At 67.2% G+C, this 25,529-nt stretch carries 23 protein-coding genes; 7 read left to right on the forward strand and 16 right to left on the reverse strand.

Annotation, left to right across the window (positions count from 1 at the left end):
* Window positions 1-25: 25 nt before the first annotated feature.
* The 14 genes from MIC448_RS09260 to MIC448_RS09325 all read right to left on the reverse strand — a co-directional run bounded on the left by MIC448_RS09260 (window position 26) and on the right by MIC448_RS09325 (window position 14,643).
* Window positions 26-856 carry a PaaX family transcriptional regulator C-terminal domain-containing protein gene (locus MIC448_RS09260; RefSeq protein WP_051513496.1) on the reverse strand — a complete coding sequence of 277 codons (831 nt, stop codon included), beginning with the start codon at window positions 854-856 and terminating at the stop codon, window positions 26-28.
* A gap of 29 nt (window positions 857-885) precedes the next feature.
* Window positions 886-1,686, reverse strand: coding sequence for an ABC transporter ATP-binding protein (locus tag MIC448_RS09265; protein ID WP_036298628.1), 801 nt, complete (start codon window positions 1,684-1,686; stop codon window positions 886-888).
* Window positions 1,679-2,503: an ABC transporter permease gene (locus MIC448_RS09270; protein ID WP_036298632.1), complete on the reverse strand. Its 825-nt coding sequence runs from the start codon at window positions 2,501-2,503 to the stop codon at window positions 1,679-1,681. Before MIC448_RS09270 ends, MIC448_RS09265 begins: the two co-directional genes overlap by 8 nt.
* Complete coding sequence (locus tag MIC448_RS09275) at window positions 2,500-3,357, reverse strand: ABC transporter permease (protein ID WP_232711716.1); 858 nt, start codon at window positions 3,355-3,357, stop codon at window positions 2,500-2,502. The genes MIC448_RS09270 and MIC448_RS09275 overlap by 4 nt, the downstream gene beginning before the upstream one ends.
* A gap of 79 nt (window positions 3,358-3,436) precedes the next feature.
* Window positions 3,437-4,417 carry an ABC transporter substrate-binding protein gene (locus tag MIC448_RS09280; protein ID WP_036298634.1) on the reverse strand — a complete coding sequence of 327 codons (981 nt, stop codon included), beginning with the start codon at window positions 4,415-4,417 and terminating at the stop codon, window positions 3,437-3,439.
* A 309-nt stretch (window positions 4,418-4,726) separates the two neighbouring features.
* Window positions 4,727-6,214 carry a benzaldehyde dehydrogenase gene (locus tag MIC448_RS09285; RefSeq protein ID WP_036298635.1) on the reverse strand — a complete coding sequence of 496 codons (1,488 nt, stop codon included), beginning with the start codon at window positions 6,212-6,214 and terminating at the stop codon, window positions 4,727-4,729.
* A 49-nt stretch (window positions 6,215-6,263) separates the two neighbouring features.
* Window positions 6,264-7,193 (reverse strand): sugar phosphate isomerase/epimerase, encoded by a 930-nt coding sequence (locus MIC448_RS09290; RefSeq protein ID WP_036298637.1) that lies wholly within the window; start codon window positions 7,191-7,193, stop codon window positions 6,264-6,266.
* A gap of 10 nt (window positions 7,194-7,203) precedes the next feature.
* Window positions 7,204-7,986: an SDR family NAD(P)-dependent oxidoreductase gene (locus MIC448_RS09295; protein WP_036298639.1), complete on the reverse strand. Its 783-nt coding sequence runs from the start codon at window positions 7,984-7,986 to the stop codon at window positions 7,204-7,206.
* Between the two features lie 120 nt (window positions 7,987-8,106).
* Complete coding sequence (locus MIC448_RS09300; protein ID WP_157811359.1) at window positions 8,107-9,099, reverse strand: sugar ABC transporter substrate-binding protein; 993 nt, start codon at window positions 9,097-9,099, stop codon at window positions 8,107-8,109.
* A gap of 85 nt (window positions 9,100-9,184) precedes the next feature.
* Window positions 9,185-10,174 carry an ABC transporter permease gene (locus tag MIC448_RS09305; RefSeq protein WP_051513498.1) on the reverse strand — a complete coding sequence of 330 codons (990 nt, stop codon included), beginning with the start codon at window positions 10,172-10,174 and terminating at the stop codon, window positions 9,185-9,187.
* Complete coding sequence (locus MIC448_RS09310) at window positions 10,171-11,700, reverse strand: sugar ABC transporter ATP-binding protein (protein ID WP_051513500.1); 1,530 nt, start codon at window positions 11,698-11,700, stop codon at window positions 10,171-10,173. The genes MIC448_RS09305 and MIC448_RS09310 overlap by 4 nt, the downstream gene beginning before the upstream one ends.
* Window positions 11,697-12,767 (reverse strand): zinc-binding dehydrogenase, encoded by a 1,071-nt coding sequence (locus MIC448_RS09315; RefSeq protein WP_036298645.1) that lies wholly within the window; start codon window positions 12,765-12,767, stop codon window positions 11,697-11,699. Before MIC448_RS09315 ends, MIC448_RS09310 begins: the two co-directional genes overlap by 4 nt.
* 32 nt (window positions 12,768-12,799) lie before the next feature.
* Window positions 12,800-13,765 carry a transketolase family protein gene (locus tag MIC448_RS09320; protein WP_051513503.1) on the reverse strand — a complete coding sequence of 322 codons (966 nt, stop codon included), beginning with the start codon at window positions 13,763-13,765 and terminating at the stop codon, window positions 12,800-12,802.
* Window positions 13,765-14,643: a transketolase gene (locus MIC448_RS09325; RefSeq protein WP_036298646.1), complete on the reverse strand. Its 879-nt coding sequence runs from the start codon at window positions 14,641-14,643 to the stop codon at window positions 13,765-13,767. The genes MIC448_RS09320 and MIC448_RS09325 overlap by 1 nt, the downstream gene beginning before the upstream one ends.
* Window positions 14,644-14,923: 280 nt before the next feature.
* Between MIC448_RS09325 and MIC448_RS09330 the strand changes: the two genes are divergently transcribed.
* The 6 genes from MIC448_RS09330 (at window position 14,924) to MIC448_RS09355 (ending at window position 21,087) form a co-directional block, all read left to right on the forward strand.
* Window positions 14,924-16,408 carry an aldehyde dehydrogenase family protein gene (locus MIC448_RS09330; protein WP_243419942.1) on the forward strand — a complete coding sequence of 495 codons (1,485 nt, stop codon included), beginning with the start codon at window positions 14,924-14,926 and terminating at the stop codon, window positions 16,406-16,408.
* A 111-nt stretch (window positions 16,409-16,519) separates the two neighbouring features.
* Window positions 16,520-17,065, forward strand: a complete 546-nt coding sequence (locus MIC448_RS09335; protein WP_036298647.1) for a MarR family winged helix-turn-helix transcriptional regulator — start codon at window positions 16,520-16,522, stop codon at window positions 17,063-17,065.
* A gap of 177 nt (window positions 17,066-17,242) precedes the next feature.
* Complete coding sequence (locus MIC448_RS09340) at window positions 17,243-18,049, forward strand: methylenetetrahydrofolate reductase (RefSeq protein ID WP_081766313.1); 807 nt, start codon at window positions 17,243-17,245, stop codon at window positions 18,047-18,049.
* A gap of 31 nt (window positions 18,050-18,080) precedes the next feature.
* Window positions 18,081-18,929, forward strand: a complete 849-nt coding sequence (gene purU / locus MIC448_RS09345) for a formyltetrahydrofolate deformylase (protein ID WP_051513506.1) — start codon at window positions 18,081-18,083, stop codon at window positions 18,927-18,929.
* Between the two features lie 61 nt (window positions 18,930-18,990).
* On the forward strand, window positions 18,991-20,400 hold the full coding sequence (locus tag MIC448_RS09350) for an aminomethyltransferase family protein (RefSeq protein ID WP_036298653.1): 1,410 nt from the start codon (window positions 18,991-18,993) through the stop codon (window positions 20,398-20,400).
* Window positions 20,401-20,505: 105 nt separating this feature from the next.
* Window positions 20,506-21,087, forward strand: a complete 582-nt coding sequence (locus MIC448_RS09355; RefSeq protein WP_036298660.1) for a PadR family transcriptional regulator — start codon at window positions 20,506-20,508, stop codon at window positions 21,085-21,087.
* A 3-nt stretch (window positions 21,088-21,090) separates the two neighbouring features.
* Here MIC448_RS09355 and MIC448_RS09360 read toward each other — a convergent pair whose 3' ends face one another.
* The gene (locus MIC448_RS09360) at window positions 21,091-22,008 is read right to left on the reverse strand and encodes a serine hydrolase (protein ID WP_051513508.1); all 918 of its coding nucleotides are present in this window, start codon (window positions 22,006-22,008) and stop codon (window positions 21,091-21,093) included.
* Between the two features lie 38 nt (window positions 22,009-22,046).
* Entirely contained in the window at window positions 22,047-24,047 is a 2,001-nt protein-coding gene (locus MIC448_RS09365; RefSeq protein WP_036298661.1) for a M13 family metallopeptidase, read from the reverse strand.
* 84 nt (window positions 24,048-24,131) lie between these two features.
* On the opposite strand from MIC448_RS09365, the gene MIC448_RS09370 reads away from it, so the two are divergent.
* On the forward strand, window positions 24,132-25,484 hold the full coding sequence (locus tag MIC448_RS09370) for an MATE family efflux transporter (protein WP_081766314.1): 1,353 nt from the start codon (window positions 24,132-24,134) through the stop codon (window positions 25,482-25,484).
* Window positions 25,485-25,529 lie beyond the last annotated feature (45 nt).

Consider the following 25,529-nt stretch of genomic DNA (forward strand, 5'->3'; position numbering starts at 1 on the left):
GCACGCTCGTCCCGACTGCCGGCGCTCAGCCGGTCAGCTCGGACGGCGAGAGGGAACGACCGATCATGGCCTCGAACTCGCGTTGCGCCGCGGGCGCCAGCTCGGCGCGGCGCGCCCGATACGCCCGGACCGTGCGCTCGGCGGGCCACGCGGGACCCATGAACTCTGCGGGCAGCCGGGGATCGGTGCGCAGCAACACGATCCAGTCGGTCACGAGACAGACGAGAGCGGGGAGCGCCGCCCCCGCACCATCACGCGCTCCGGGCTCGGACCACGTCTCGAGGAACCGCTCGTGCTCGGCACGAATCGCAGCGATGTCCCAGGCCTCTCGGACGGACTGCGAAACCGGGTACGCCGGCAGGTCCTCCGCCCGGAATGCCGTCACGGCGTTCGCGGGCAAAACGTCGCGCAACGGTTCGAGGGCGGCCACCAAGTCGACCTCTCCGGGTGCGAGCCAGAGGCCGTCCCGAAGCGGGGCGAAGCCCTCCCAGGCCAGGGTCGCACGCAGCCGATATCGATCCGAGCGCTGACCCTCGGGCAACGAGAAGGTCACGAGCGTCCACCCGGTGCCCTGCGGGTCGAACGGTCTCGTCGCGTGCACGCGCTCCGCCGCTTCCCGCAGCACCTCACGCGTGTCCTCGAGCAGACAGAACGCGATCTCGCGGCCGACCTTGACGCGCTCGAGCAGACCGCGGCGTGCCATGCGATCCAACGTGGCCCGGGTCGCGGGTGGCGCAACGGCCGCCCCCTCGAGCACATCGAGGAGCACGCTCGCCCGAACCGGCTCGTCGACGCGGTCGAGCACGAACTCGCCGAGAAGCGACAACAGCAGTTGCTTGGGTTGGCGAGCGCGCACCCTTTCCTCCCCGCGACCGTTCCGTCCGCTCACGCGGTCGGACGGATCGCCTCCCCGCGCTTGGCGCGCTGGATCTGCTCGTAGACATGCGTGCGCAGTTCCGTGAACCGCGGCAGCGCACGCGTCGTGATCTGGTCCCGCTCGGGCGCCAGGTCGATCGCGAGATCCTCCTGAACCCAGGTGGGCGACTTCGAGAGTACGACGACGCGCTCGCCCAGATAGACAGACTCGTCGATGTCGTGCGTGACGAACAGGATCGACATGCCCCGCTCGAGGTGGAGCTGGCGTACGAGGTCTTCGAGGTCCGCGCGCGTCTGGGCATCGACGGCCGCGAACGGTTCGTCCATGATGAGGACCTCCGGCTGGTACGCCACAGCACGCGCGATCGCGACGCGCTGCTGCATGCCGCCCGACAGCTGCCAGGGGTAGCTCTTCGACGCGTGAGCGAGCCCGACCGCCTGGAGAGCGTCGTCGACGAGCTGAGTGCGCTCTGTCTTGGACAGCTTCTTGTGCTTGAGGGGCAGCTCGACGTTGCCGCGGACGGTGAGCCACGGGTACAGGCTCCGCCCGTACTCCTGGAAGACCAGAGCCATGTTGGGCGGTGGCCCCGTGACCTTCTTGCCGTCGAGTGTCACGGTTCCCGCCGTCGGCCCCAGCAGGCCCGCGATGCACTTCAGCAGCGTGGTCTTGCCGCATCCGGACGGGCCGACGATGACGACGAGCTCACCGCGCCTCATCGAGAAACTGATGTCGCCGATCGCCTCGACGTTGCCGGTGGACGATTCGTAGACCTTCTTGAGGTTCGTGACCTCGAGGAGCGTTTCAGGCACGCTCCACCTCCTTGATTCCGTGGTACCAGCGCAGGACGCGGCGTTCGACGATGGTGAAGATGACAGAGAGCAGAACACCGATCAGGCCGAGCAGCACGATGCCGCTCCACATCTCGGCGATCAGGTAGTTCGTCTGGAAGAACTTGATCTGGTAGCCGAGACCAGCCGATGCGTAGAACAGCTCCGAGATGACCATCATGATCAGCGCGACCGACAGGGTCTGACGCACGCCCGCCATGATGCGGGGGCTCGCGGCCGGCAGAACAAGATTGAACAGGCGCTCCGAACGTGTGAGCGCGAACGAGCGGGCCGTCTCGGTCATGACCGCGTCGGTGGAGCGCACTCCCTCGATCGTGTTCAACAGGACGGGCCACAGCGAGCCGGCGACGATCACCACGACCTGCATCGTCGGGTTCGTACCCAGCAGCGCCGCGATGACGGGAATCAGGACGGGCGGCGGAATGGCGCGGAAGAACTCGAGCATCGGTTCGAGCAGCTCGCGCAGCCAGCGCGTGAGGCCGATGATCGTGCCTGCGGCGATGCCGATGGCGACCGCGAGCACGATCGCAATCGCCAGTCGCGCCACACTCGGTACGACGTCGGTGAAGAAGGCGGGGCCCACCCAGGTGTCGACGAAAGCCTCGTAGATCGTGAAGGGGCTCGGGAAGAACTGCGCCGGAGCGAGTGTGCCCCAGATGCCCCAGACGACGAGCAGCAGGATCGGGAGCCCGATCGCGTAGAGCGTGCTCTCGCCGAGCTTGGCCCACACGCGGGACTTCTGTCGCGGGGTGCGTACGGTGCTGGTGTACAGAGTCACAGGACATCGTCCCCTCGTACGGACTGATGCCACGACAGCGTGCGTCGCTCGATGGCCCGGAAGACGAGGTTGATGATCAGGCCGAGAACGCCCGTCACGACGACGATCGCGTAAACCGTCGTGTAGTTGCCGATTCCGGCGGCGACCGCGAGCTCACGGCCGAGCCCCGGGTTGCCGATCGTCATCTCGGCCGTGATCGCCAGGATCAGCGCGACCGCGGCCGCGAGACGCAGTCCGGTCATCAGGTAGGGCAGAGCGGTCGGCAGCACGAGATTCCGGATGCGCGAGGCCCGCGGCAGGCCGAAGCTGCGCGCCGTGTCGCGCGCGACGGTGTCGATGTCCGCGACCCCGTAGAGCACCTGGACGAAGATCTGCCAAAAGGCGGCGTAGACGATGATGATCAGCGCCGCCTGGATCTGCAGCCCGTAGGTCAGGATCGCAAGCGGGATGAGCGCGACCGACGGGATCGGTCGTAGGAACTCCACCACGGTGTGCGTCGCCCGTCGGAGGAACGGCACCATGCCGACGATCGCGCCGAGCGCCGTACCGGCGACGGTCGCGATGGCGAGACCGATGGCCCACGCCGTCATGGTGCGGCCGACGTTGCGCCAGAACTCGAGGTCGGACATCTCGAGCCCGAGTTGGCCGAACGTGTCGGTCGCCGAGGGCAGCTGTTCGGGGTTGACCCAGCCGAGCGTCGACGCCAGCTGCCAGGTCGTGAGAAATCCCACCACCCCGAGCGCTCCGAGGGCGACCTTGCGAGCCGAACGCAGATTACGTCCGCGCCGAAGACGCGCACTCGTTTCGGGATGCGGCGCCGAGCCGGCGTCTGCCGGCGCGTCGATGACGGTCACGTGCGCTCCTGATGCTTGCGGGGCTGGGGATGCGGGGCGAGGGGGATGCCGCCGGAATCGACGCATCCCCCTCGAACCGTTACTGCTGCTGCAGCAGTCGCTCGAAGTCGGGCAGCGCGTCGATGTACTCGTACTCGACGGCGAGATCGCCGAGCGTCTCGATGCTCTCCGTGTCGAGCTCCCAGGTGAACGTCGGCAGCACGATGCCGGCCGCTGCCTCTGCCGGGATGTCGAGCCCCGTGGCGATGGCTTCGCGCACGGCGTCCTCGTTGTCGGCCGCGTAGGCGAGGGCCTCGGCCATCGCCTCCGAGTAAGACGCCACGAGCTCGGGGTCCTCGTCGAGCATCTTCTGCGTGGTGATGTTGGTCAGCACGGTCAGACCCGGGATCACGGCCTGATAGGGCGACACGACCGACACGCCACCTGCGCCGAGGACGATGCCCCGGAACGGGTCGGGAACCCACGCGGCGTCGATCGTGCCGGCGTCCAGTTGCGCCTTGGCCTCGGGGAACGCGACCTCGACGAACTCGATGGTCGACGAGTCTCCGCCGTCCGCGTCGACTGCCGCGCGAATGGTGAGGTCGCCCGCGGCGCCGAGGGAGTTCACCGACACCTTCTTGCCGGAGAGGTCCTTCGGGCTCGCGATGCCCGAATCGCCGAGGGCGACGACCGCGTTCACGTCCTCGCCGTCGGCGAGGCTGTTGGCGTAGTCGCCGATGATCGCGATGCCGAGGTCTTGCAGGTCGGCACGGATGGGGCCGAACGGCTGCCCGATCGCGAACTGGATGTCTTCGCTCAGCAGGGCGGGGATCGCCTGGGCGCCACCCTGCGCGGGCACGACCTCGACGTCCAGGCCGTGCTCTTCGAAGATGCCGGCGTCGATGGCCGCCCAGAGGGCGCCCGTCTCGGCGATGGGGAGCGCGGCGACGCGGATCTGGCGAAGTTCGCCATCACCCGATTCGCTCGGCGCGGTGGACGGGCTGGCGCCCGAATCGGTGCATCCGCTGAGCGCGATGGCAGCCGTGGCTGCGATGGCGATCGCGGCAAGACTCTTCTTCACTGATAAGCCTCTCGTCGTCGGTCAAGGGTCGCCGCCGCAGCTTCGGAAGACTCGCCCAGGCATCACTGCTCGAACGGGGGACACAACACTGTGGTGACTCAGTCATCGTGAGTCACCACAGTGCCAATGTCAAGGTTTTCGTGACGCCCGTCACGTAATTGTTGAATAAGCTCCGGAAAGAGCCCGCGACCCCGCAGCGCGAGGGTGCCCGTTCCGCAGCGCGAGGGTGCCACACGAGCGCCAGAACGGGCACCCTCGTGGTCAGAACGGGCACCCTCGCGGCAAACAACGGGCACCCTCGCGGTGAGGTCAGAGCGGGTACTGCCCGGGCTCCCGGCGCATCGTGATCCAGCGCGTCTCGGTGAACGCGTCGATGCTCGCCTGAGCGCCACCGTGGCGTGAGCCCGTGCCCGACGCACCGGTACCGCCGAAGGGGGCGTTCGCCTCGTCATTGACGGTCTGGTCGTTGATGTGCACGATGCCCGTCGGGATCCGCTGCGCCATCGCGAGTCCCCCGAGCACGTCCTTCGTGACGATGCCGAGCGACAGGCCGTACTCGGTGTCGGATGCGAGCGCCACCGCCTCGTCGTCGGTCGAGTACGAGACGACGGATGCCACGGGCCCGAAGACCTCGTCGCAGTACGCCGCGGCGTCCTTCGGCGTGTTGGCGAGCACGGTCGGACGGTAGAAGAGGTCTTCGTACGTTCCGCCCGCTCGCAGTTCGGCGCCCTGGGCCACCGCATCCTGCACGAGTGTGTGCACACGATCGCGCTGGACCTCGTCGATGAGGGGCCCGAGGTGCACCGGGCCCGCTGCCGGGTCTCCGACGTGCATGGAGTCCGCCTTCTCGGCGAGCGCGGTGACGTACTGCTCGTAGAGCGATTCGTGCACGATGTGCCGGCCGACCGTCATGCAGATCTGGCCCTGGTGCAGGAACGATCCCCACGTGGCGAGGTTCACCGCCTGCGCCACATCCGCGTCCTCCCGGATGATGAAGGCCGAGTTGCCGCCGAGCTCGAGGTGGGCGCGCTTCAGGTGGCGACCCGCGAGCTCACCGACGATCCGTCCGGCGCGGGTGGATCCCGTGAAGGCGATGACGCGCACGCGCGGGTCGGCGACCATCGCCTCGCCTACGTCGGCACCGCCCGGGACGAGCTGGAGCAGTCCCTTCGGCAGTCCCGCCTCTTCGAAGATGCGCACCATCGAGACCCCGCCGGTCACGACGGTGCGCGGGTCGGGCTTGAGGATGACGGCGTTGCCGAGCGCGAGGGCCGGCGCGACGGCACGGATGCCGAGGATCAGGGGCACGTTGAACGGCGAGATGACGCCCACGACACCGACGGGCATCTGCTGCGCGAACGACAGGCGCGGCTCTTCGCTCGAGAGCACCGACCCGAGCGGCGCGGAGGGGAGAGCGGATGCCTCGTAGCATTCGGCCGCGGTGACGTGCAGCGCGAACCCAGCGAGCGGGGGGATGGCTCCGACTTCGCGGGTGTTCCACCCGCCGATCTCTTCGGCGTACTGCTCCCAGAGCTGCCCGGCGCGGCGCAGAACGGCGGCGCGTGCGGGGTGCGGGGTCGCCGCCCATTCCTTCTGCGCCCGCGCAGCGCCTTCGGCGGCGCGTGTGACGTCACCGGGCCCGGCGATACCGACCGTCGCGAGGGTCGCGCCGGTGGCGGGTTCGAGAGAGGCGGCTGTTCCGCCTTCACCGTCCACCCATTCGCCATCGATGAAGATCTTGCCGCCGAACACCGTCTCGTCGATGAGGGTGCCGGTCGAGGTGATCGTGCTGGACATGTCGTTCTCCTCCGTGGGTGCGCCCGGCGTCGCCCGGGCCTTCGTCGATCTATTCGTGAGAGAGCCGAGCGAGTCGCGCCGCGCGTCGCCCCTCGGTACTGAGTGCGAAGCCGCGGCGGATGACCCGCATGGCGTCTTGCGCGAGCCCCACACCGTCGAGGTACGGTGCCCGCCAGATCGCGAGCATGTCGCTCGCCCCGGGCGAGAGTACCTCGCGTGAGAACGCTTCAACACCCAGTCGGCCTGTGTATCCGCTATCGAAAGCGTGGCGGACGAGCTCGGGTACATCGACCGCGCCGCGGGAGAGCCCGCCGCGCCCGGATTGGCCGAGCTCGAGGTAGCCGAGCCGCGGAAGCGCCAGCGTGATCGCTTCGGCGAGGTCCCCCTCTTCGACCGCCATGTGGAAGGTGTCGAGATGGATGCCGAGGTGTTCGGAACCGCTCGCCTCGACGTACCGCATCGCCTGGGCGGCGGTGTTGATCGCCGACGTCTCGTAGCGATTGAGCACCTCGAACGTCATCGTGATGCCGCGCTCGTGCGCGTAGTCGGCGACCCGGCCCACCTCGACCGCGGAGCGCGAGAGCGCGGACTCAGGCGTGGGGCCCGTCGGCGACCCGAACAGCCCGTATGGGACACCGTTCATCTGATCGCCGCCGAGCGCGGCGGTCAGCTCAACGGCAGCGCGCAGGGCTGCGGCGCCCGCGGCACGTTCGTCGGCGTCGTCGGACGAGACATCCGCTCCGGGCAGCTGTCCCGCGATCGTGATCGGAGCGATGCCGCGCGCCGCGAAGACGCGCGCGAGGCCGGCGACATCGATCGATTCGGGATCGAGGGGTGGCAGGACCACCCGGCGGTAGCCGGCGTCGACGAGCGCGTCGAGCGCCGCGGGCAACAGGTCCGACGCCACATCCGCGAGCACCACGTTGAGGTGGCAGGCGACGTCGAGGTCAGGGGGCGCGGATTCTGCGTCGAGGCTCATGGTCCGGGCCTCAGAAGGTCGGCAGGTCGAGCCGCTGCTTGAAGACCGAGTACCCGTCGTCCACGCTCACGACGGTGCCGTTGATGACATTCGCCTCGTCGGACGCCAGGAATGCCACGACGTTCGCGATCTCTTCGGGCTCGGTCATCTTGTTGCGCAGCTGCTCGGCGGCGAACGTCGCCTTCAGCTCGTCGCTGAACTGGTTGATGATGGCCGTGCCCACGCGGCCCGGGGTGATCGCGACGGCACGCACGCCGAACTCGGCCAGTTCATACGCGGCCGAGCGCGTGAACGAGATGACGGCGGCCTTTGCGGCGCTGTAGGTGAACGAGAGCTCGGCGGCCTGCTCGCCATAGATCGACGAGGTGCTGATGATCACGCCACCCGTGCCCTGGTCGCGGAACTGCCGACCGGCGGCCAGGATGCCGTAGTAGACGCCGTCCTGGTCGACACGGATCATGGGTGCGTAGTCGACGGCGGGGTCATGGTCGAGAAGAGGCTTGCCGCCCGCGATGCCGGCGTTGTTGAAGATCACATCGAGCTTGCCGAAGACCTCGACCGCGCGGGCGACGGCGGCCTCGACCTCGGCGAAGACCGAGACATCGACTCCGACGGCGGCGACACTGCCCTCGAAACCCTCGCTCGCGATCTCTTGCGCGGCGGCCTGCGCCTGCGCCTGGTTGATGTCGGCGATCATGACATTCGCGCCCTCACGGACGAACTTCCGAACCGTGGCGAGACCGATGCCGCTGGCGCCACCGGTGATGAGCGCGACTTTTCCGTCGAGACGCATGGGTATTCCTCTTCTTCGAGTGTATGGATTCGCAGATCCGGTCATCGTTGGATCGGCGGAAGTGAATGGTGCGGGGGCGGATGCCGGAGCACCCGCCCCCGCGGGCACAGCGGTCGAGCGTTAGAGCTGGTCGGACGGGGTGGTGTCGGCCGCGTTGTCGACCGTGACGAGCGTGACGTCGACGGCGACGAAGTTCTCGGCGGGCATCGTGCCATCCTCCTGGTAGGCCAGGACGTCCTCCATCAACATGTCGAGCACGACGGGCCAGGGCTGATCGATCGTGGCGAGCATGTTGCCGCCGGCCTCGATTGCCGCGAGCGTCTCGGCCAGAGCGTCGACACCCGTGACGGGTGCATCGGATCCCGACTCGGACAGGCCCTGAGCAGCACCGAGCGCCGCGTCGTCCCAGCCGGCCCAGACGGCGTCCAGGCCGTCGGGGTTGGCGGAGAGGTAGTCCGTGACGAAGTTGAGCGCCTCGGTACGACCCGTCGCCGGGTTCGTCACCTGCTGCGGTTCACCGCCGACAACCGTGGCACCCGCGGCTTCGAACGCCTCGACCGCGAAGCCCGAGCGCTGGCGGATGCCGGCGTGCGGGTCGTGGCCGATGACCATCACCGTCTTGCCTTCCAGACCGCCGATGTCCTCGCCGATTGCATCGACGGTGATGTCGACGATCTGCTGCTGGTTCGTCGTGATGTTGGTGGCGAAGGCGTCGGTCGGCTCAGTTCCGGCGTCCATCGAGAAGATGGGGATGCCGGCATCCTGGGCCGCGGTCACGATCGACCCGATCGACGAGACGTCGGTGTACCCGTCGAGGATGACGTCGGCGCCCTGACCGATGGCGCTCTCGACAGCCGGGTTCATCTTCTGGAAGTCGAAGTCGCCCTGGATCATCGTGAGATCCCAGCCGAGCTCTTCGGCCTTGGCCGTGACGGCCTTGACCCACCAGGCGCCGACCGGCGTCTGGTTGCCCGAGGTGAACGCGATGACCTTGAAGGGGTCGTCCTCGCCACCGCCGCCGGTGTTGTCGCCCGAGCCTCCGCCCGAGCAGCCGGTGAGAGCGAGGACTGCAGCGGCTGCGAAAGCAGCCACCACCTTGAATTGTGTACGCACGTATCTACTCCTTTGTGTGATTGCGCTGGTTGTGAGGGATTGATGGCCCCGCGAAAAACGGGTCGCGAGGCCCGTGGGAGCGTTGCTATCGCTCCCGCGTCTTGAGGCCGGACAGGACGACGGCGAGGATGATGATGAGTCCGGTCACCACCTGCTGCACATAGGCGTTCACGCCGAGGATGTTCAGGCCGTTGCTCATGACGCCGATGATGCCGACGCCGATCATCGTGCCGCCGAGGTTGGCGGCACCTGACCGGATCACGGTCATGCCGAGGAAGACCGCCGCAACCGAGAACAGCGTGTTGTCGCCGCCCTGCTCCGCTGCGGCACTTCCGAGGCGAGCGGCCAGCAGAATTCCGCCGATCGCCGACACGAAGCCGGCCATCGTGAACGCGAGCAGGCGCGCCCACCGCACGTTGACACCCGAGAGCCGCGCGACCTCGACGTTGCCGCCGATGGCGTGCAGGCGGCGTCCGAGTGTCGTGAACCGCAGCAGCGCCCAGATGATGATCGAGATCGCCACCGCGAAGTAGACGGGAAGGGGCACGTTCAGGAAGCGTCCCTGCCCGAGCGCGTTGAACTCTGCCGGCATCCCGAACACCGTCGTTCCCCCGGTGACGAGGTACGCGAGGCCGATCACCGAGGTCATTGTGGCAAGCGTCGCTACGAACGCCGAAAGATTGAGATATGCGATGAGCACTCCGTTGACCAACCCGACGAGGATCCCCACCGCCAGGCCCGCCCCGATCGCCACGGGCATGGAGTTCTCGTCGAGAAGCATCACCGAGGTGACCGCACCGGCAAGACTCGATGTCGCGCCGACCGACAGGTCGAAGTCACCGAGCACCATGACGATCGTCTGCGCCCCGGCGATGATCGCCAGGATCGAGATCTGGTACAGGATGTTTCGGATGTTCACGAACGACAGGAACGTCTCGGGCCGCATCGCGAAGAAGAAGATGATCAACAGGATGAGGGCGACGACCGTGCCGCTCTGGATGAGGACCCTGCCGGCCGTGCGCGACTGCTGGGCCATGATCGTCCCGGTCCGCGTCGGCTCCTTCTGAACTGTCATGATGTGGACCTTCCGTAGGCATATGAGAGGAGGAGTTCGTCGTCGGCGCCCTCAGCGGGCACGTCGCCCGCGATCGCGCCTTCGTGCATGATCAGGATTCGATCGCACATTCCGATGAGTTCCGGCAGCTCGGAGCTGACGGCGATCACGGTCGTGCCGGTGGCCGCGAGCTCGCGGATGAGGCGATAGATCTCGGCCTTGGTGCCGACATCGATACCGCGGGTGGGCTCATCCATGAGCAGAACCTGCGGTTTGCGCGCGAGCATCTTGGCGAGAACCACTTTCTGCTGGTTCCCGCCGGACAGTTCGCCGACCGGCTGGCGGGCGCTCCGCGCCTTGATCTGCAGGTCTGCCATGCCGCGCTTGGCGATCTCAGCGATTCGCCCCCGCGAGACCCATCCGAGTCGGCTCACCGACGAGATGTTGGCGAGCGCGATGTTGTCCTGAATCGACGAACCCAGCAGTACGCCCTGGCTGCGGCGTTCTTCCGGCACGAGCGCGACGCCGGCGGCGAGGACTCGTCCGACGCCCGCGCGGCGCGGGATGACCTGGCCGCCCACGGTGATCGTGCCCGCCTTCGAGGCCTGCGCGCCCGCGAGGATCCGCAGCAGTTCGCTCCGGCCGGAGCCTGCCAGCCCTCCGATTCCCAGCACCTCGCCTTTATGCGCGGTGAAGGAGACATCCGTGACGCGCCGGCCTTCCAGCCCCTCGACAACGAGTGTGACCTCGGTCGAGGTCTTCCCCCGCTCGGGATAGAGCGAGTCGGCGTTCCGGCCGACCATGGTCGAGATGACCTCTCCGATGGTGGTGTCCGCGACATTCTTCGTCGTGATCGTCTCGCCGTTACGCATGATCGTGAGACGGTCGCACAGCTCGAAGACCTCTTCGAGGCGGTGCGAGACGTAGACGATCGCGACGCCCTCGTCGCGAAGCGAGCGCAGGACCGTGAAGACCTCGCGGATCTCGGTGTCGGTGAGCGACGCCGTCGGCTCGTCCAGGATGAGCACGCGCGCGTCCGTCGCGAGCGCACGAGCCACGGCGACCATCGTCTGCTGCACCGGCGAGAGGTCGCCCGCGAGCTTACGCATCGAGATCTTCTGGTTCAGTCGGTCGAGCTGCTCACGCGCCTGACGACGCAGCGCGCGCCCGTTGACGATGCCGGCGCGGCTCGGCAGCTGCTCCCCCAGAAGGACGTTCTCCGCGACCGAGGTCGTCGGAACGATCGAAAGCTCCTGATAGAGCGCGACGATGCCGGCCTTGTGGGCGGCCCGCACGTTGGCGAAGACGACATCTTCACCTTCTCGTCTGATCTGACCGGAGTCCGGCGCGTACAGACCCGTGACCACCTTGATGAGCGTGGACTTACCGGCGCCGTTCTCACCGAGGAGCGCGTGGATCTCGCCCGGCTGGACCGAGAAGCTCACACCCTTCAGGGCATGCACGCCGTCGAAGCTCTTGGCGATGTCGATCGCCTCGAGAGCGGGCAGCACGTCGGTCACGACCGCCGCGTCCCCGACCGACGTCATGACGCACTCCCGGCGGTGTCGAGATCGTTGCAGCGGATGACGACCTTGGGATGTGCGCCGCTCATGTGCGCCTCGAACGCGGCGGGTGCATCATCGAGGTCGAAAACCGCGGCGGTGAGCTCGTCGACATCGAGGTGCGGCAGGACCTGCAGCGCCCGTGGGAACGCGTACGGCGACACGAAGATACCCGTGAGCGTCAGTTCTTTCAGGTACAGGTAGTCCGACAGGTTGAGTGGCATCGCGAACTCGGCCGGATACATCGCGCCGTAGATCACCGTGCCGCCCTTGGCCGCAATGTCGAGCAAACCCTGCACAGCGCGCGGCGACCCCGAAGCATCGATCACGATGTCGTATCCTCGGCCGGAGGTGATGGCGTCGGCGCGCTCGAACTGGTTCTCACCGACCGGGTCGATGACGTGCTCGGCGCCGTGGCGGAGGGCCATGTCGCGACGACCTTCGATCGGCTCGATCATCGTGAGCGACGTGGCACCGTACATCTTCATGACCTGGAGCGTGAGCTGACCGATCGGTCCGCCGCCGCAGATCGCCACGCGATCACCGACGCGGATCCGCGTCTTGTCCGCAATCCGCACGGCGACCGAGGTCGGCTCGAGAATGCACCCCTGCAGCAGCGACACATCGTCGGGCAGCCGGTACACCTGCGACTCGTGCCACGTCACGCTCTCGGCCATGCCGGGTCGGTTGTACTCCTGGATGTTCTCGCAGAACTGCTGGCGCCCCTCCTGGCACGGCCGGCAGGTGCCGCAGAACCGCAGGAAGTTTCCCGCGACCCGGTCGCCCACGCGCAGCCCGTTGCGATGCGCGCGCTCGCCCAGTTCTTCAATGACGCCCGAGATCTCATGGCCGAGGCCGATCGGAACATCGGTGCCGAAGAATCCCTCGGCGAGGTGCGGGTCAGACCCGCAGATGGCGGCGTACGCGACGCGGATGCGGACGTCCTCGGGTCCGAGCGGCTGCTCGGGAAAATCCACGACGCCGATGCGGCCGCGGGCATCCGCGTCAGGATCCCGAAGGCTGCCGATCTTGGTGACGGCTACTGTTCTCATGACTCTCCGTTGAGTGGATTCGAGGATGTCCGTCAGCGCTTCGCGGCGATGACGCGTCGGATCGCTGCGATCGTCGCCTCGAGGCCATACCCGTGCTTATCGCGCAGCTGCTCGTCCTCGCCGAAGCCGGCGTAGACCTGGGGGATGCCCAGGCGTTCGAAGGCCGTCAGGTGAACGCCGTTGTCGGTGACGACGTCGGCGATGCGGGTGGCGAGCCCACCGTACGCGAGGTGGTCCTCGAGCACGATGAACCGGCCGTCGGTCTCGGCGGCCGACCGGATGATGAGCTCTTCATCGATCGGCTTCAGCGTCCACATGTCGACGACGCGGATGGAGCGGCCGTCCTTGGCCAGTTCGTCCGCGGCGTCCAGAGCCTGGGCGACGGTTGTGCCGTGCGTGAAGATCGTCGCGTCGGTGCCTTCGCGGGCGATGATGCCCTTGCCGATGCGGATGTCCTGCGTGCCGGGTTCGTAGAGGACCTTGTCTTTCTTGCCGACGGCGAGGCGGATGTAGAGCGGTCCCGTCATCGTCATGGACTGACGCAGCACCTCGCCCACCATCAGCGGGTCACCGATGGACGTGACCGTCATGTTGGTGAGCGCACCCATGAGCGTGAGGTCCTCCACGGCGTAGTGCGTCGAGCCGCCGTTGCCGACCAGTCCGCCGTGCGTGCCGATGATCTTCACGGGCAGGTTCGGGTAGCAGACGTCCGTGCGGATCTGCTCGAGCGCGCGCATGGAGAGGAACGGGAGCATGCCCGAGACCACGGGGATGTTGCCGTCATAAGCGAGGCCCGCGCTGATGCCGACGCACGCCTGCTCGGCGAGGCCGACGTCGAGGAAGCGCTCGGGGAACTTGTCGCGGAACTCCACGAGAGTGGCCCCGATGTCGGGGGTCAGGACCCAGAGGTTCGGGTATTCGTCGCCGAGCTCGGCGAGCGTGGTGCCGATGACGGAACGGGCACCGAGGAATTCACCGAAGGTAAAGGTGACGGGCATCAGACGGACTCCTTAACGCGGCTGGCGGAGAGCGAGGCCATGGCCCGCTCGAGGTCGGCGGCGCCGAGCGATCCCGCGTGCCACGCGAGGTTGCGCTCCATGAAATCGACGCCCTTGCCCTTGACCGTCTCGCAGATGACGACGGTCGGCTTGTCGGTATCGGTTGCGGGCAGGCTGTCGATAGCGCCGACGAGCGCACCCATGTCGTGACCGTCGATGTGGATGACGTTCCATCCGAATGCCGCCCACTTCTCGGGGTAAGGCTCGAGCGTGACGCGCTCTTCGTCGAAGCTCGTCATGAGCTGTCGGTTGCGGTCGATGAAGGCGACGAGGTTGCCGAGCTTGTTCGAGCTGGCGGCGAGCGCGGACTCCCAGACGGAGCCTTCACCGGTCTCGCCATCACCCATCAGGGTCACGACGCGATGGCTCTCACCACGGCCGCGGGCGCTGAGCGCCATCCCGACCGCGAGCGGCAGGCCGTGACCGAGCGAACCCGTCGACGCCTCCACTCCCGGAAGCTGAACCTTGCAGGGGTGCATGCCGTACGCGCTGTCGAGCTGGCCGTACGTGTCGACGATCCCGTCGTACGAGAAGAACCCGCGGATCGCCATCGCGATGTACATCGCCACGGCCGCGTGCCCCTTGCTGAGCACGAAGCGGTCGCGGGACGGGTTGGTGAGATCGGTCGGATCGACCGTCAACCCGTACTCGAACAGCGCGGTGAAGATGTCCGCTGACGACAGGTCCCCGCCGATGTGCACCGCACCCTCGTACGTGCCGCACAGGTGCAGCAGCTTCTGGCGAAGCTCGAATGCGAGATCCTCCAGCTGCGCCACATCGCGGCGTTCGCCCACGGGAACAAGGCTCTCTCGAACCATCCTCTGCCTCCTCTTTGATGACATGGATGTCGATGCGTGCAGCACATCTGCGTCGCCATCGACCGTGTCAGCCGGGCCCGAGGGGGGCTGACCTGGGAGACGTTAGCACGAACTCATTTACAGGTAAACAAGAATGGAGGTAAACTTCAGGAAGGTCGAAGACGACTTCATGAAACCTGAGACCGACACCCGAAACCCGTGCCATCATGGCGCAGGTGAAGGCAGCACGCTTTTGTTCGACAAACACACAGAGAGGTGGGTGGTCGGCTTGTCCGACACGTTGAGTACTGAAGCCCCCGTCCGTACAGGACTGTTCATCGGCGGCCAGGAACGGCAGACAGCGGAGACGATCTCGGTCGCCGACCCGGCGAAGCCCGGAGTCGTCGTGGGCGAGGCTGCCGCAGCTTCCGCCGCCGATGTCGCCGATGCCGTTGCGGCCGCGAAGGCGGCGTACCCGGCCTGGTCGGCCCTGTCGACCGCCGAGCGCGCGCGCCAGATGGCCGAGGCCATCGTCGGGATCGCGGACGATCGCGACACCGATGCCGCAATCCTCTCGCAGGAGAACGGCAAGATCCGCATGGAGGCCTGGGTCGACGCCCTGGTGTTCGAGATCCGCTGGAATCTCGCGCTCATGATCGCCGACGATGTCGACGCCGGCAAGACGCTCCCCGTCGTTCCCGGCATCCCGGTCACGACCGAGGTGTCGTACCAGTCGCTCGGGGTCGTGACCATCATCGTGCCGTTCAACTGGCCGATCGCGATCCTCGCGGCATCCCTCCCGCACGCTCTCCTCGCGGGAAACACCGTGATCGTCAAGCCACCGCCCTCGGCGCCGCTGGCGACGACGCGCCTCGTCCAGCGGGTTGCCGAGAAGCTTCCCGCCGGCGTGCTGAACGTCGTCACGGGCAAGGACGAGAACATGGGTGCTCTCATCCAGAACCCGGACATCGCCAAGGTCTGCTTCACCGGATCGGTCAACGGCGGCAAGCGGATCATGGAGATGGCGGCGAAGTCGCTGACCCGCGTGACCCTCGAGCTCGGTGGCAACGACGCGGCGATCTTCGCCGAGGACGCCATCATCGATGACGTGCACATGGACCGCCTGTTCGCGGCGATCTTCGACTCCACGGGCCAGATCTGCATGAACGCGAAGCGCATCTATGTGCATCGTTCGCGGATGCAGGAGGTGGTGGACGGCCTCTCGGCACGACTCGAGAAGGCCGTCATCGGCTACGGGCTCGACGAGGGCACCACGATGGGTCCGCTCCACTCCCCGGTGCAGAAGGCGTTCGTCGAGGAGATCATCGAAGAGGCCAAGGATTCGGGTGCGACCGTGCTGGAGTTCGGCGAGCTGCCCGGCGGTGACCTCGCCGGCGGCAACTTCCTGCGCCCCGCGATCGTGGTCGACCCCGACCCGGAACTGCGGGTCGTGACGCAGGAGCAGTTCGGTCCGGTCATCCCGATCATCCCGTTCGACACCGAAGAAGAGGCCGTCCGCGTCGCCAACGACACATGGGGCGGACTCTGCGGCAGCGTCTGGACGGCCGACCCGGCCACCGCGACGCGTATCGGCAACCAGCTGGTCTGCGGATACGTCTTTGTCAACGATCACGGAGCAACGCGGCTCGACCTGCGCGCCCCGTTCGGCGGCATGAAGCAGTCGGGCATCGGCCGCGAACAGGGCATCGAGGGCATTCGCGCGTTCCAGGACACCCGGTCGATCGGGGTCATCGACCCCGAGGCTCTCGCACAGATGGCGCACTGAGCGATCGTTTCGGCGCGGCATCCGGATTCTCAGGAAATCGGATGCCGCGCCGACGCGTATCTCCCGAGTAGTGCTGCTCTCCGCACCATCCGATGACACGAAAGGACAGCGATGACGGATGTGCCGCAGACCGGCGCTGGGCGAGAGTCCGGACTGATCACTGAGCCATTGCCGAACTCCATCGACCCCGATCACTTCACCCCGCGCTTGCTTGCGTTGCTCTCCAACGCGCTCGTCTGGCGGGAGTCCCACGAGCTTCGTCGACGCTTCGGGCTCGGCACGAACGACTGGCGCGTCATCTCGTCACTCGGGCTGCGACCCGGGATGGCGGCTACGGACGTCGCAGAATTCACCTCGATGAACAAGGCGGTCGTCTCGAAGAGCGTCGGTGTGCTCACCGACCGCCGACTGATCGAACTCTCGGACGGTCCCCGCGGGTCGCGGCCGATGTTCCTGACGCGTGCCGGTGCCGAGATGCACGATCTCATGATGCCCGTCTCGCTGCGCGGGCAGGAGATCGTCCTCTCCCACCTCGAGCCCGCACAGATCACGCAACTCAACGATCTCTTGCTCGCGATGCTGAAAGAAACCCGCGCGCTCATGACCCTCGAGAGTGAGGCCGGCGTCGCATCGGCCGCACGGAACGAACGCGCCTGAGCCGACGCATCCGATTTCCCTCTGGACATTCCCTATGCAGATAGGTAATGTCGCAGACAGGAAGCGCGAAGACGCGTTCCGTACTGAGAGCGGAAAGGACCTCGATCAGTGTCACGTTCTACTCAGCCGGTCAATAAGGCCGCAGCTTTGGAATTGGTCAGCAACTACTCCCTCGAGATGACCGGCAAGGATGTCCCGGGCCTCATCGAGGCGAAGGATTCCATCCCCGCCGGCACCAAGATCAACGTCACGTTCCTCGGCAACGAGGACCTCGAGATGCGGGTCACCGCCTCGAAGGCCGTCCGCGACATGGGCTTCATCCCGGTCCCGCACATCTCGGCCCGCCGTCTGTCGTCGCAGGACCAGCTGGAGGAGTTCCTCGGCCGCCTGCAGGAAGTCGGCGCGACCGACAGCGTCTTCGCCGTCGGCGGCGACCCGGCCGAGCCCGAGGGCCCGTACCCCGACTCGCTGTCGGTCATCCAGACCGGCCTCCTGCAGAAGTACGGCGTCAAAGAAGTTTCGATCGCCGGCTACCCCGAGGGCCACCCCGACATCGCGACGGACGTGCTCTGGCGTCACCTCGAAGACAAGTCGGCCGCCCTCAAGGAACAGGGCCTCGACGCCACGATCCTCACCCAGTTCGCTTTCGACACCGACCCGGTCATCGACTGGGTCCAGGGAGTTCGTGGGCGCGGCATCGAATCCACGATCCGCATCGGCACGCCCGGCCCCGCCGGCATCAAGCGCCTGATCAACTTCGCCCGCCGCTTCGGCGTGGGTGCGAACGCGATGATCGTGAAGAAGTACGGCTTCTCGCTCACCAACCTCATGGGCACGGCCGGGCCCGACAAGTTCGTCACGGACCTGTCGGCGCTGCTCGCTGCCGACCCCGCCTCGGGCGAGGTGAAACTGCACTTCTACACCTTCGGTGGGCTCAAGGCCACGGCAGACTGGGCACACCAGTACGTCGACGGAATGAGCTGAGGACACTGTGAGCACGCACATCGCAGCACGGATGGATCAGGCCTGCCTGGTCCTTCACGGGCCGGATCAGCCGGGGATCGTCTCGGCCGTATCGGCCCTGATCACCCGCAACGAGGGAAACATCGTCTCGTTGGATCAGTACTCGGACGACGCGAACGGCGGTGCGTTCTTCCAGCGCGTCGTCTTCCACCGCCCCAACCTGACCGCGGCCTTCGATGACATCTCGGCCGACCTGACCGAGACGATCACGCCGCTCGGGCTCGAGTGGAACCTCACCGACCGGTCGGTCCCGAAGCGGATGGCGATCCTGGCCTCGACCTCGGATCACTGCCTGCTGGAGCTGCTGTGGCGCCACCGTCGCGGCGAGCTGAACGTGACGATCCCCATGGTGATCTCCAATCACACCAACACGGCGGACGACGTGCGCTCGTTCGGCATCCCGTTCTTCCACGTCCCCTCGCAGGGACCGGACAAGTCGGCCGCCGAGGCCGAGATCGTGCGGCTGCTCGCCGGCAACGTCGACTTCGTGGTGCTGGCGCGGTACATGCAGATCCTGTCGGACGACTTCATCACGAACGTCGGCGTGCCCGTGATCAACATCCACCACTCGTTCCTGCCCGCCTTCATCGGCGCGGGGCCCTACAAGAAGGCCAAGGAACGCGGGGTCAAGTTGATCGGCGCGACGAGCCACTACGTGACGAAGGACCTCGATGAGGGCCCGATCATCGAGCAGGATGTCGCCCGCGTGACGCACGCCCACACGGCTGCGGACCTGCAGGCACGCGGCGCCTACGTCGAGCGCGCCGTGCTCTCGCGCGCCGTCGAATGGCACGCCGACGACCGCGTCATCCGGCACGGCAACCACACCATCGTTTTCTAATCCAACCGTTTACTAACCACCCCGCGGGCATCCGTCCGCAATCCCGAGAGAGAGGTCCAACGTGGCACCGAAGAATCTGCAGGAAGTCATCGACGCGGCGGGAAGCCCCGTCGAACTCCTGCGCAACTCGCAGATCGGCTCGTACATCTACCCGGTCGTTCCGGCCGACTTCCAGAACTGGATCAAGGAGCAGAAGGCCTGGCGCGACACCGCCGTGCTCTACGACCAGTCGCACCACATGGACAACGTGTTCCTCAAGGGATCCGACGCCATCAAGCTGATCTCGGACACCGCGATCAACTCCGTCGCGAACTTCGCGGTCAACAAGGCCAAGCAGTACGTTCCGACCACGGCCTCGGGTCACGTCATCGGTGACGGCATCCTCTTCCGCGAGGCCGAGGACGAGTACGTGTACGTCGGCCGCGCGCCCGCGTCGAACTGGTTGATGTTCCACGGCGAGACCGGCGGATATCAGAACCTCGAGGTCGTCGTCGACCGTCGTTCGCCCTCGCGTCCCTACGGCGACGCGGTGGCCCGCAAGTACTACCGCTTCCAGATCCAGGGCCCGAACGCCTGGGCCGTCATCGAGAAGCTCAACGGCGGACCGCTCGAGAAGCTCGGCTTCTTCAACATGTCCGAGATGAAGATCGGCAACATGAACGTCCGCACGCTCCGCCACGGTATGGCCGGAGCACCCGGACTCGAGATCTGGGGCCCGTACGCCGAGCACCACCAGATCCGCGACCTGATCGTCGAGGCCGGCCAGGAGTTCGGTCTGCTCCCCGTCGGATCGCGCGCCTACCCCTCGAACACGCTCGAGTCGGGCTGGATCCCCTCGCCGCTCCCCGCCATCTACACCGGCGCCGAAGAGCAGGCCTACCGCGAGTGGCTGCCCGCCGACAGCTACGAGGCGACCGGAACGCTTGCCGGTTCGTTCGTGTCGGACAACATCGAGGACTACTACCTCACGCCGTGGGAGCTCGGTTACGGTTCGTTCGTGAAGTTCGACCACGACTTCATCGGTCGCGACGCGCTCGAGAAGATGGACCAGGCCGGCCAGCGCAAGAAGGTCACGCTGGCGTGGGACGCCGAGGACCTCGGCAAGGTCTGGACGTCGCTGCTGAACGTCGACGGCCCGAACTACAAGTTCTTCGACCTGCCGCTGGCCAACTACGGCTCGGCGAACTACGACTCGGTCGTGGACGCGGATGGCACGGTCGTCGGTTACTCGATGTTCACCGGGTACTCCTCGAACGAGCGTCGCGGCCTCTCGCTCGCGACGATCGACCCGTCGGTTCCCGAGGGTACCGAACTCAAGGTCGTCTGGGGCGAGCCGAACGGTGGCACCAAGAAGGCCTCCGTCGAGCCGCACGAGCAAACCGAGGTTCGCGCCGTGGTCAGCCCGATTCCGTACTCCACCGTCGCCCGCGCCACCTACCAGGGTGGCTGGCGCACGGGCTACTCGGACTGAGTAGCTGATTGACCCGAGGGGGTCCGGGCGACAGCTCGGGCCCCCTCGCACCATTCCCACCCTGCGGGATTGCTAACCTCGGGTGACCGTCCAAGAGGAGGACAGATGAGCCTGCGTTACGCACTGCTCGCCCTCCTGCGCGTGGGCCCGCAATCCGGCTACGACCTGCAGAAGCAGTTCTCGCTCTCGGTCGGCCATGTCTGGCACGCGCCCGACTCCCAGATCTACCCCGAGCTGCGAAAGATGGAGTCCGAGGGACTCGTCGAGGGCGAAGATCAGCTTCGCGGCGAGCGCGGCACCCGCCGGCTCTACCATGTGACTCCCACGGGCGACGCGGCGTTCGTTGCGTGGATGGCTGCTCCCCTCGACTACCAGCGGGTCCGGGATCCCGCGCACTTGCGCGCCGCCTACCTCGAGGTCGCAGCGCCCGACGACGCCCGTGCCTTCTTGCGGGCGCATATCGTGCAGTGGGAGAGCGAGCTCGAGCAGTGGGAGGGGGAGCTCCGCCGCATCGACGCGCGCGACAACCCCATGCTGATGCGACGGCTCGCGGTCACCCCCGAAGCGGAGCGCGAGCGCACCGTGGCGTACAAGCGGTTCGCCTACGAGGGCCTGGTCGAGCGCGCCAAGGGCGAGATCGAGTGGGCGCGTCGCGGCCTCGACCTGGTCGACGCGCTCGAAGCCTGACCGTCAGTACACGTACTCCATGAGGTCGACGCCGAGCGTCCGGAATGCGTCGTGCGCGCGCAGGCGGTGCGCGATCGAGAGGTCGTCGAAGCAGACGATGAGCGCATAGGCAACGCCCGCACGGGGGCCGGCCAGCACTCCCGCCTCGGCGCGCACCCCGGCGTCCCGCCCCGTCTTGTTCACGAAGAGCAGCCCGTGGTCGTCCTCGTGCGCGAAAGGATCAAGACCGGTAGCGGATGCGACGAGGCTCAGGTCTTCGTTCAGGCTCAACCACTCCGAGACCTGCGCACTCACGGCCGCGTTGACGAGGCTGGTGTTGACCATGGCTGCGAAGAGTCCGGCCAGCTCACGTGCCGAACCCAGTGCGAAGTGCGGCGCGTGATCCGGACCGCGTCGATCGCGCAGGCGGTCGAGGAGCGCGACGCGTTCCAACCCGAGCGAATTGATCCGCGCGTGCACGCTCTCCATACCCACCCGGTCCAGCAGCAGGTTCACCGCGAGCGAATCGCCCGTCGCGGCAGCGAGCACCGCGAGATCGCAGAGCGGCAGCGCGGGAGCGCGCAGGTGCCGCCACACCCCGGCACCCTCCACCTGCTCGATGCGGGCACGCTCCACGATCTCAAGGGGATCGAGCGATCCGTCGTCGAAGCGAGCGGCAACCTCGATGAGGAGGGGCAGGATGCCGAGGCCACCGATCGGGCTCGTCAGGAAGTCATCCCCCGCCAGCACGATCTTGTCGGTATCGAGGTCTGCCACGTGCACCGAAACCCGGGCACCCGAGGCGGCGAGCGCGTCCAGCGCCTTCAGCGATGAAGCGAAGGAGCGGCGCCCGGCGGCGGCGCGGCGGTTCGTGCGATGTCCGCCACGGCGCGACCCAGGCCGGGACGATGCGTCCCGGAGCGGCTCAGGGGGCGTACCCACGAGTGGGCGTCCTTCCGATGCGGGTTATGAGAAGGGGGTCACCAGATCGTGACACGTTCCGCCGGCTCAAGCCAGAGTGCGTCGTCTGCGGTCACCTCGAAAGCGTCGTAGAACGCGTCGATGTTCCGGACGATCTGGTTACAGCGGAACTCATTGGGCGAGTGCGGGTCGATCGTCAGCAGACGGATGGTTTCGGCATCCCGTCCCTTCTGCTGCCAGACCTGCGCCCACGACAGGAGCAGGCGCTGGGTTCCCGTGTAACCCTCGATGACCGGCCCACCGGCTTCCGCGCGAGGCGCGGATTCGGTCCCTGAGCCTGTCGAAGGGCCGAGCGACAGTTCGTACGCCCTCAGCGCGATGCCGAGGCCGCCGAGGTCTCCGATGTTCTCACCGATCGTCAGCGCCCCGTTGACGTGGTGTTCGGGAAGGCCCAGGGGCGACAGCGCGTCGTACTGGGCGATCAGGCTCGAGGTGCGCTCTTCGAAAGCAGCGCGGTCGGCGTCCGTCCACCAGTCGTGCAAACGCCCATCGCCGTCGAAGCGGCTGCCCTGGTCGTCGAAGCCGTGCCCGATCTCGTGACCGATGACCGCGCCGATCCCCCCGTAGTTCGCGGCGGCGTCGCGGTCGGCGTCGAAGAACGGGTACTGCAGAATCGCCGCGGGGAACACGATCTCGTTCATCAGCGGGTTGTAGTACGCGTTGACCGTCTGCGGCGTCATGTGCCATTCGTCGCGGTCGATCGGGCCCCCGACCTTGGCGAGCTGGCGGTCATGCTCGGCGACATGAGCGCGACGGATGTTGCCGACGAGGTCGGTGGCGTCGATCTCGAGGGCGTCGTAGTCGCGCCACACATCGGGGTAGCCGATCTTCGGAGTGAACTTGTCGAGCTTGTCCAGCGCACGCTCGCGGGTCTCGGGACTCATCCATTCGAGATCCGTGATGCTCTGCCGGTAGGCCTCGATGAGGTTGGCGACGAGTTCGTCCATCGCCTCTTTCGCCGTCGGCGGGAAGTGACGTTCGACGTAGACCTTGCCGATGGCCTCGCCGAGGGCGGCCTGCGTCAGGCTCACCCCACGCTTCCAGCGCTCGCGGTTCACGGGAACACCGGTCATCTGCGTCCCGAAGAAGGCGAAGTTCTCGGCCACGAACTCGTCGGAGAGGAACGCGGCGGCGGCGTGGATGACCTTGTAGGCGAGCCAGGCGCGCCAGTCCTCGAGCCGTTCTTCGGTGAGGAGCGGTCCGAGACCCTCCACGAAGCTCGGCTGCGACACGACGACCTCGGCGAAGGCCTCTTCGTGACCCGGCGCGACGGCAGAGAGCCAGGGCGCGAGGTCGACACCGGCGAGTGTCGCGAAGTCTTCCCACGACATCAGGTTGTAGGTCGCGACCGCATCGCGGCTCTTGACGTTGTCCCAGTGGTGTGTGGAGAGCTCGGTCTCGAGCGCGAAGATGCGGTCCGCGGTGGCGGAGGCATCCGCAACACCGGCGAGCTCCAGCATCCGCTCGATGTGTGCGCGGTACGCGAGGCGCAGTTCGGCGAAGTTCGGCAGACGGTAGTAGCTCTCGTCGGGGAGGGTGATGCCGCCCTGCAGGAAGAACGGGACGTAGCGGTCCGGCGAGCCCGGGTCGGGCTCGACATACAGGCCGAGGAGTCCCCCGACGCCCTCGCGCTCGAGATCGCCGATGACGGTGAGCAGGCCGGTCATGTCCTCGATCGCGGCGACGCGCTCGAGCTGCGGGGCGATCGGGCTCGCGCCCAGCTCGGCGATCCGCTCGGTGTCCATGAAGCTCGTGAAGAGGTCGCCGATCTTGCGGGTCTCGGTACCGGGCTCGGCGAGCTGCGACTGCTCGATGATCTCGCGCACGTGCTCTTCGGCCTGCTCGGCAAGCGCGTGGAAGGACCCCCAGCGCGCTTTGTCTTCGGGGATCTCGGTTCTTTCGAGCCACCCGCCGTTGACGTGGCGGAAAAGGTCGTCCTGGGGGCGGATCTCGGAGCTCAGTTCATCGAGCGCGAGACCGGACCGGAGCGCGTCGTCCATACCACCAGAATAGGCCGCGACGACACCCGCGCGATCCCCTTGACCGGGCGCGCCGCGCCGGGGTAGGCCTCCTAGGCTCAAGGAGTGACTGATCCCGAGCGCAGCGACGAACGGCCGTCATCCGCCGGGCTGAACCGCGACATCCTGCGCCTCGCGGTTCCGGCGTTGGGGGCGCTGGTCGCCGAACCCGCGTTCCTCATCGTCGATGCGGCGATGATCGGGCATCTGGGAGTCGACCCCCTCGCGGGCCTGGGCATCGCCTCGGCCGTGCTGCAGACGATCGTCGGGCTGATGATCTTCCTCGCCTACTCCACGACCCCGGCCGTGGCCCGTCGATTCGGCGCGGGCGATCCGTCCCGCGCCGTGTCGGTCGGGATCGACGGCATGTGGTTGGCGCTGGGCGTCGGCGCCGTGCTGGCTCTTGGCGGATGGCTCGCCACACCTGCGCTCGTGGGCGTCTTCGGCCCGACACCCGAGGTGGCCGAGCAGGCGCGCATCTACCTGGGGCTCTCGATGGGCGGGTTGCCCGCCATGTTGATCGTGTTCGCCGCGACGGGACTGCTGCGCGGAATGCAGGACACCGTCACGCCGCTCTGGATCGCCGGCCTCGGGTTCGCCGCGAACGCAGGGCTCAACTTTTTGCTGATCTACGGATTCGGCTGGGGCATCGCGGGCTCGGCGATCGGCACCGTGATCGCGCAGTGGGCGATGGTCGCGGCCTACATCGTCGTGATCGGACGGCTCGCGTCCCGGCACTCCGCGCGCCTCCGTCCGCAGCGCGAGGGCATCGGGGGTTCGGCGCGCTCGGGCTGGTGGCTGTTCCTGCGCACCGTGAGCCTGCGGGTCGCCCTGCTCTCGACCGTTGTTGTCGCGACCGCCATGGGCCCCGAAGAGCTCGCCGGATACCAGGTGGTGTTCACGATCTTCTCTGCAGCAGCCTTCGCCCTCGACGCCCTTGCGATCGCGGCGCAGGCGCTCGTGGGCAAGGGCCTGGGCGCGGGCGACGCGGCCGGTGTGCGCCGCGTGCTCGGCCGGACGGTGGCATGGGGCGTCTGGTTCGGCGTGATCGTGGGGGCGGTGATCGCGGTGTTCTCGGGTGCCATCGGTCTGGTATTCACCGGATCGCCCGTCCTGGCAGCGCTCATCCTGCCCGCCCTGCTCGTCCTGGCCATCGCGCAGCCGATCGCCGGCGTGGTGTTCGTGCTCGACGGCGTGCTGATCGGCGCCGGCGACGCCGCGTATCTCGCCCTCGCCGGTGTTGTGAACCTCGTCGTCTTCCTGCCTGCGCTGGTCATCGTCTCGGCGACCGGGGTCACGGGCGCGGGCGGGCTCGCCTGGCTCGCGGCATCGTTCTTCGGCGTCTACCTGTGCGCCCGCCTGCTGACGCTCGGCTGGCGCGTGCGCGGCACGGCCTGGCAGCGCGTGGGCGCGCACTAGACGCGCCGGTTAGGCGTAGCGGCGGGCCCAGTCGTACATCACGAC

The sequence above is a fragment of the Microbacterium sp. C448 genome (assembly GCF_000582705.2).
GTDB classification, from domain to species: Bacteria; Actinomycetota; Actinomycetes; order Actinomycetales; family Microbacteriaceae; genus Microbacterium; species Microbacterium lacus_A.

Coding starts and splice junctions, on each gene's coding strand:
- MIC448_RS09365 (WP_036298661.1), bottom strand. CDS start 24,047: ATGGACGACGCGCTCCGGTCCGGTCTCGCGCTCGATGAACTGAGCTCC.
- MIC448_RS09305 (WP_051513498.1), bottom strand. CDS start 10,174: ATGACAGTTCAGAAGGAGCCGACGCGGACCGGGACGATCATGGCCCAG.
- MIC448_RS09340 (WP_081766313.1), top strand. CDS start 17,243: ATGACCGGCAAGGATGTCCCGGGCCTCATCGAGGCGAAGGATTCCATC.
- MIC448_RS09315 (WP_036298645.1), bottom strand. CDS start 12,767: ATGAGAACAGTAGCCGTCACCAAGATCGGCAGCCTTCGGGATCCTGAC.
- MIC448_RS09355 (WP_036298660.1), top strand. CDS start 20,506: ATGAGCCTGCGTTACGCACTGCTCGCCCTCCTGCGCGTGGGCCCGCAA.
- MIC448_RS09335 (WP_036298647.1), top strand. CDS start 16,520: ATGACGGATGTGCCGCAGACCGGCGCTGGGCGAGAGTCCGGACTGATC.
- MIC448_RS09310 (WP_051513500.1), bottom strand. CDS start 11,700: ATGACGTCGGTCGGGGACGCGGCGGTCGTGACCGACGTGCTGCCCGCT.
- MIC448_RS09285 (WP_036298635.1), bottom strand. CDS start 6,214: ATGTCCAGCACGATCACCTCGACCGGCACCCTCATCGACGAGACGGTG.
- MIC448_RS09325 (WP_036298646.1), bottom strand. CDS start 14,643: ATGGTTCGAGAGAGCCTTGTTCCCGTGGGCGAACGCCGCGATGTGGCG.
- MIC448_RS09295 (WP_036298639.1), bottom strand. CDS start 7,986: ATGCGTCTCGACGGAAAAGTCGCGCTCATCACCGGTGGCGCCAGCGGC.
- MIC448_RS09320 (WP_051513503.1), bottom strand. CDS start 13,765: ATGCCCGTCACCTTTACCTTCGGTGAATTCCTCGGTGCCCGTTCCGTC.
- purU (WP_051513506.1), top strand. CDS start 18,081: ATGGATCAGGCCTGCCTGGTCCTTCACGGGCCGGATCAGCCGGGGATC.
- MIC448_RS09290 (WP_036298637.1), bottom strand. CDS start 7,193: ATGAGCCTCGACGCAGAATCCGCGCCCCCTGACCTCGACGTCGCCTGC.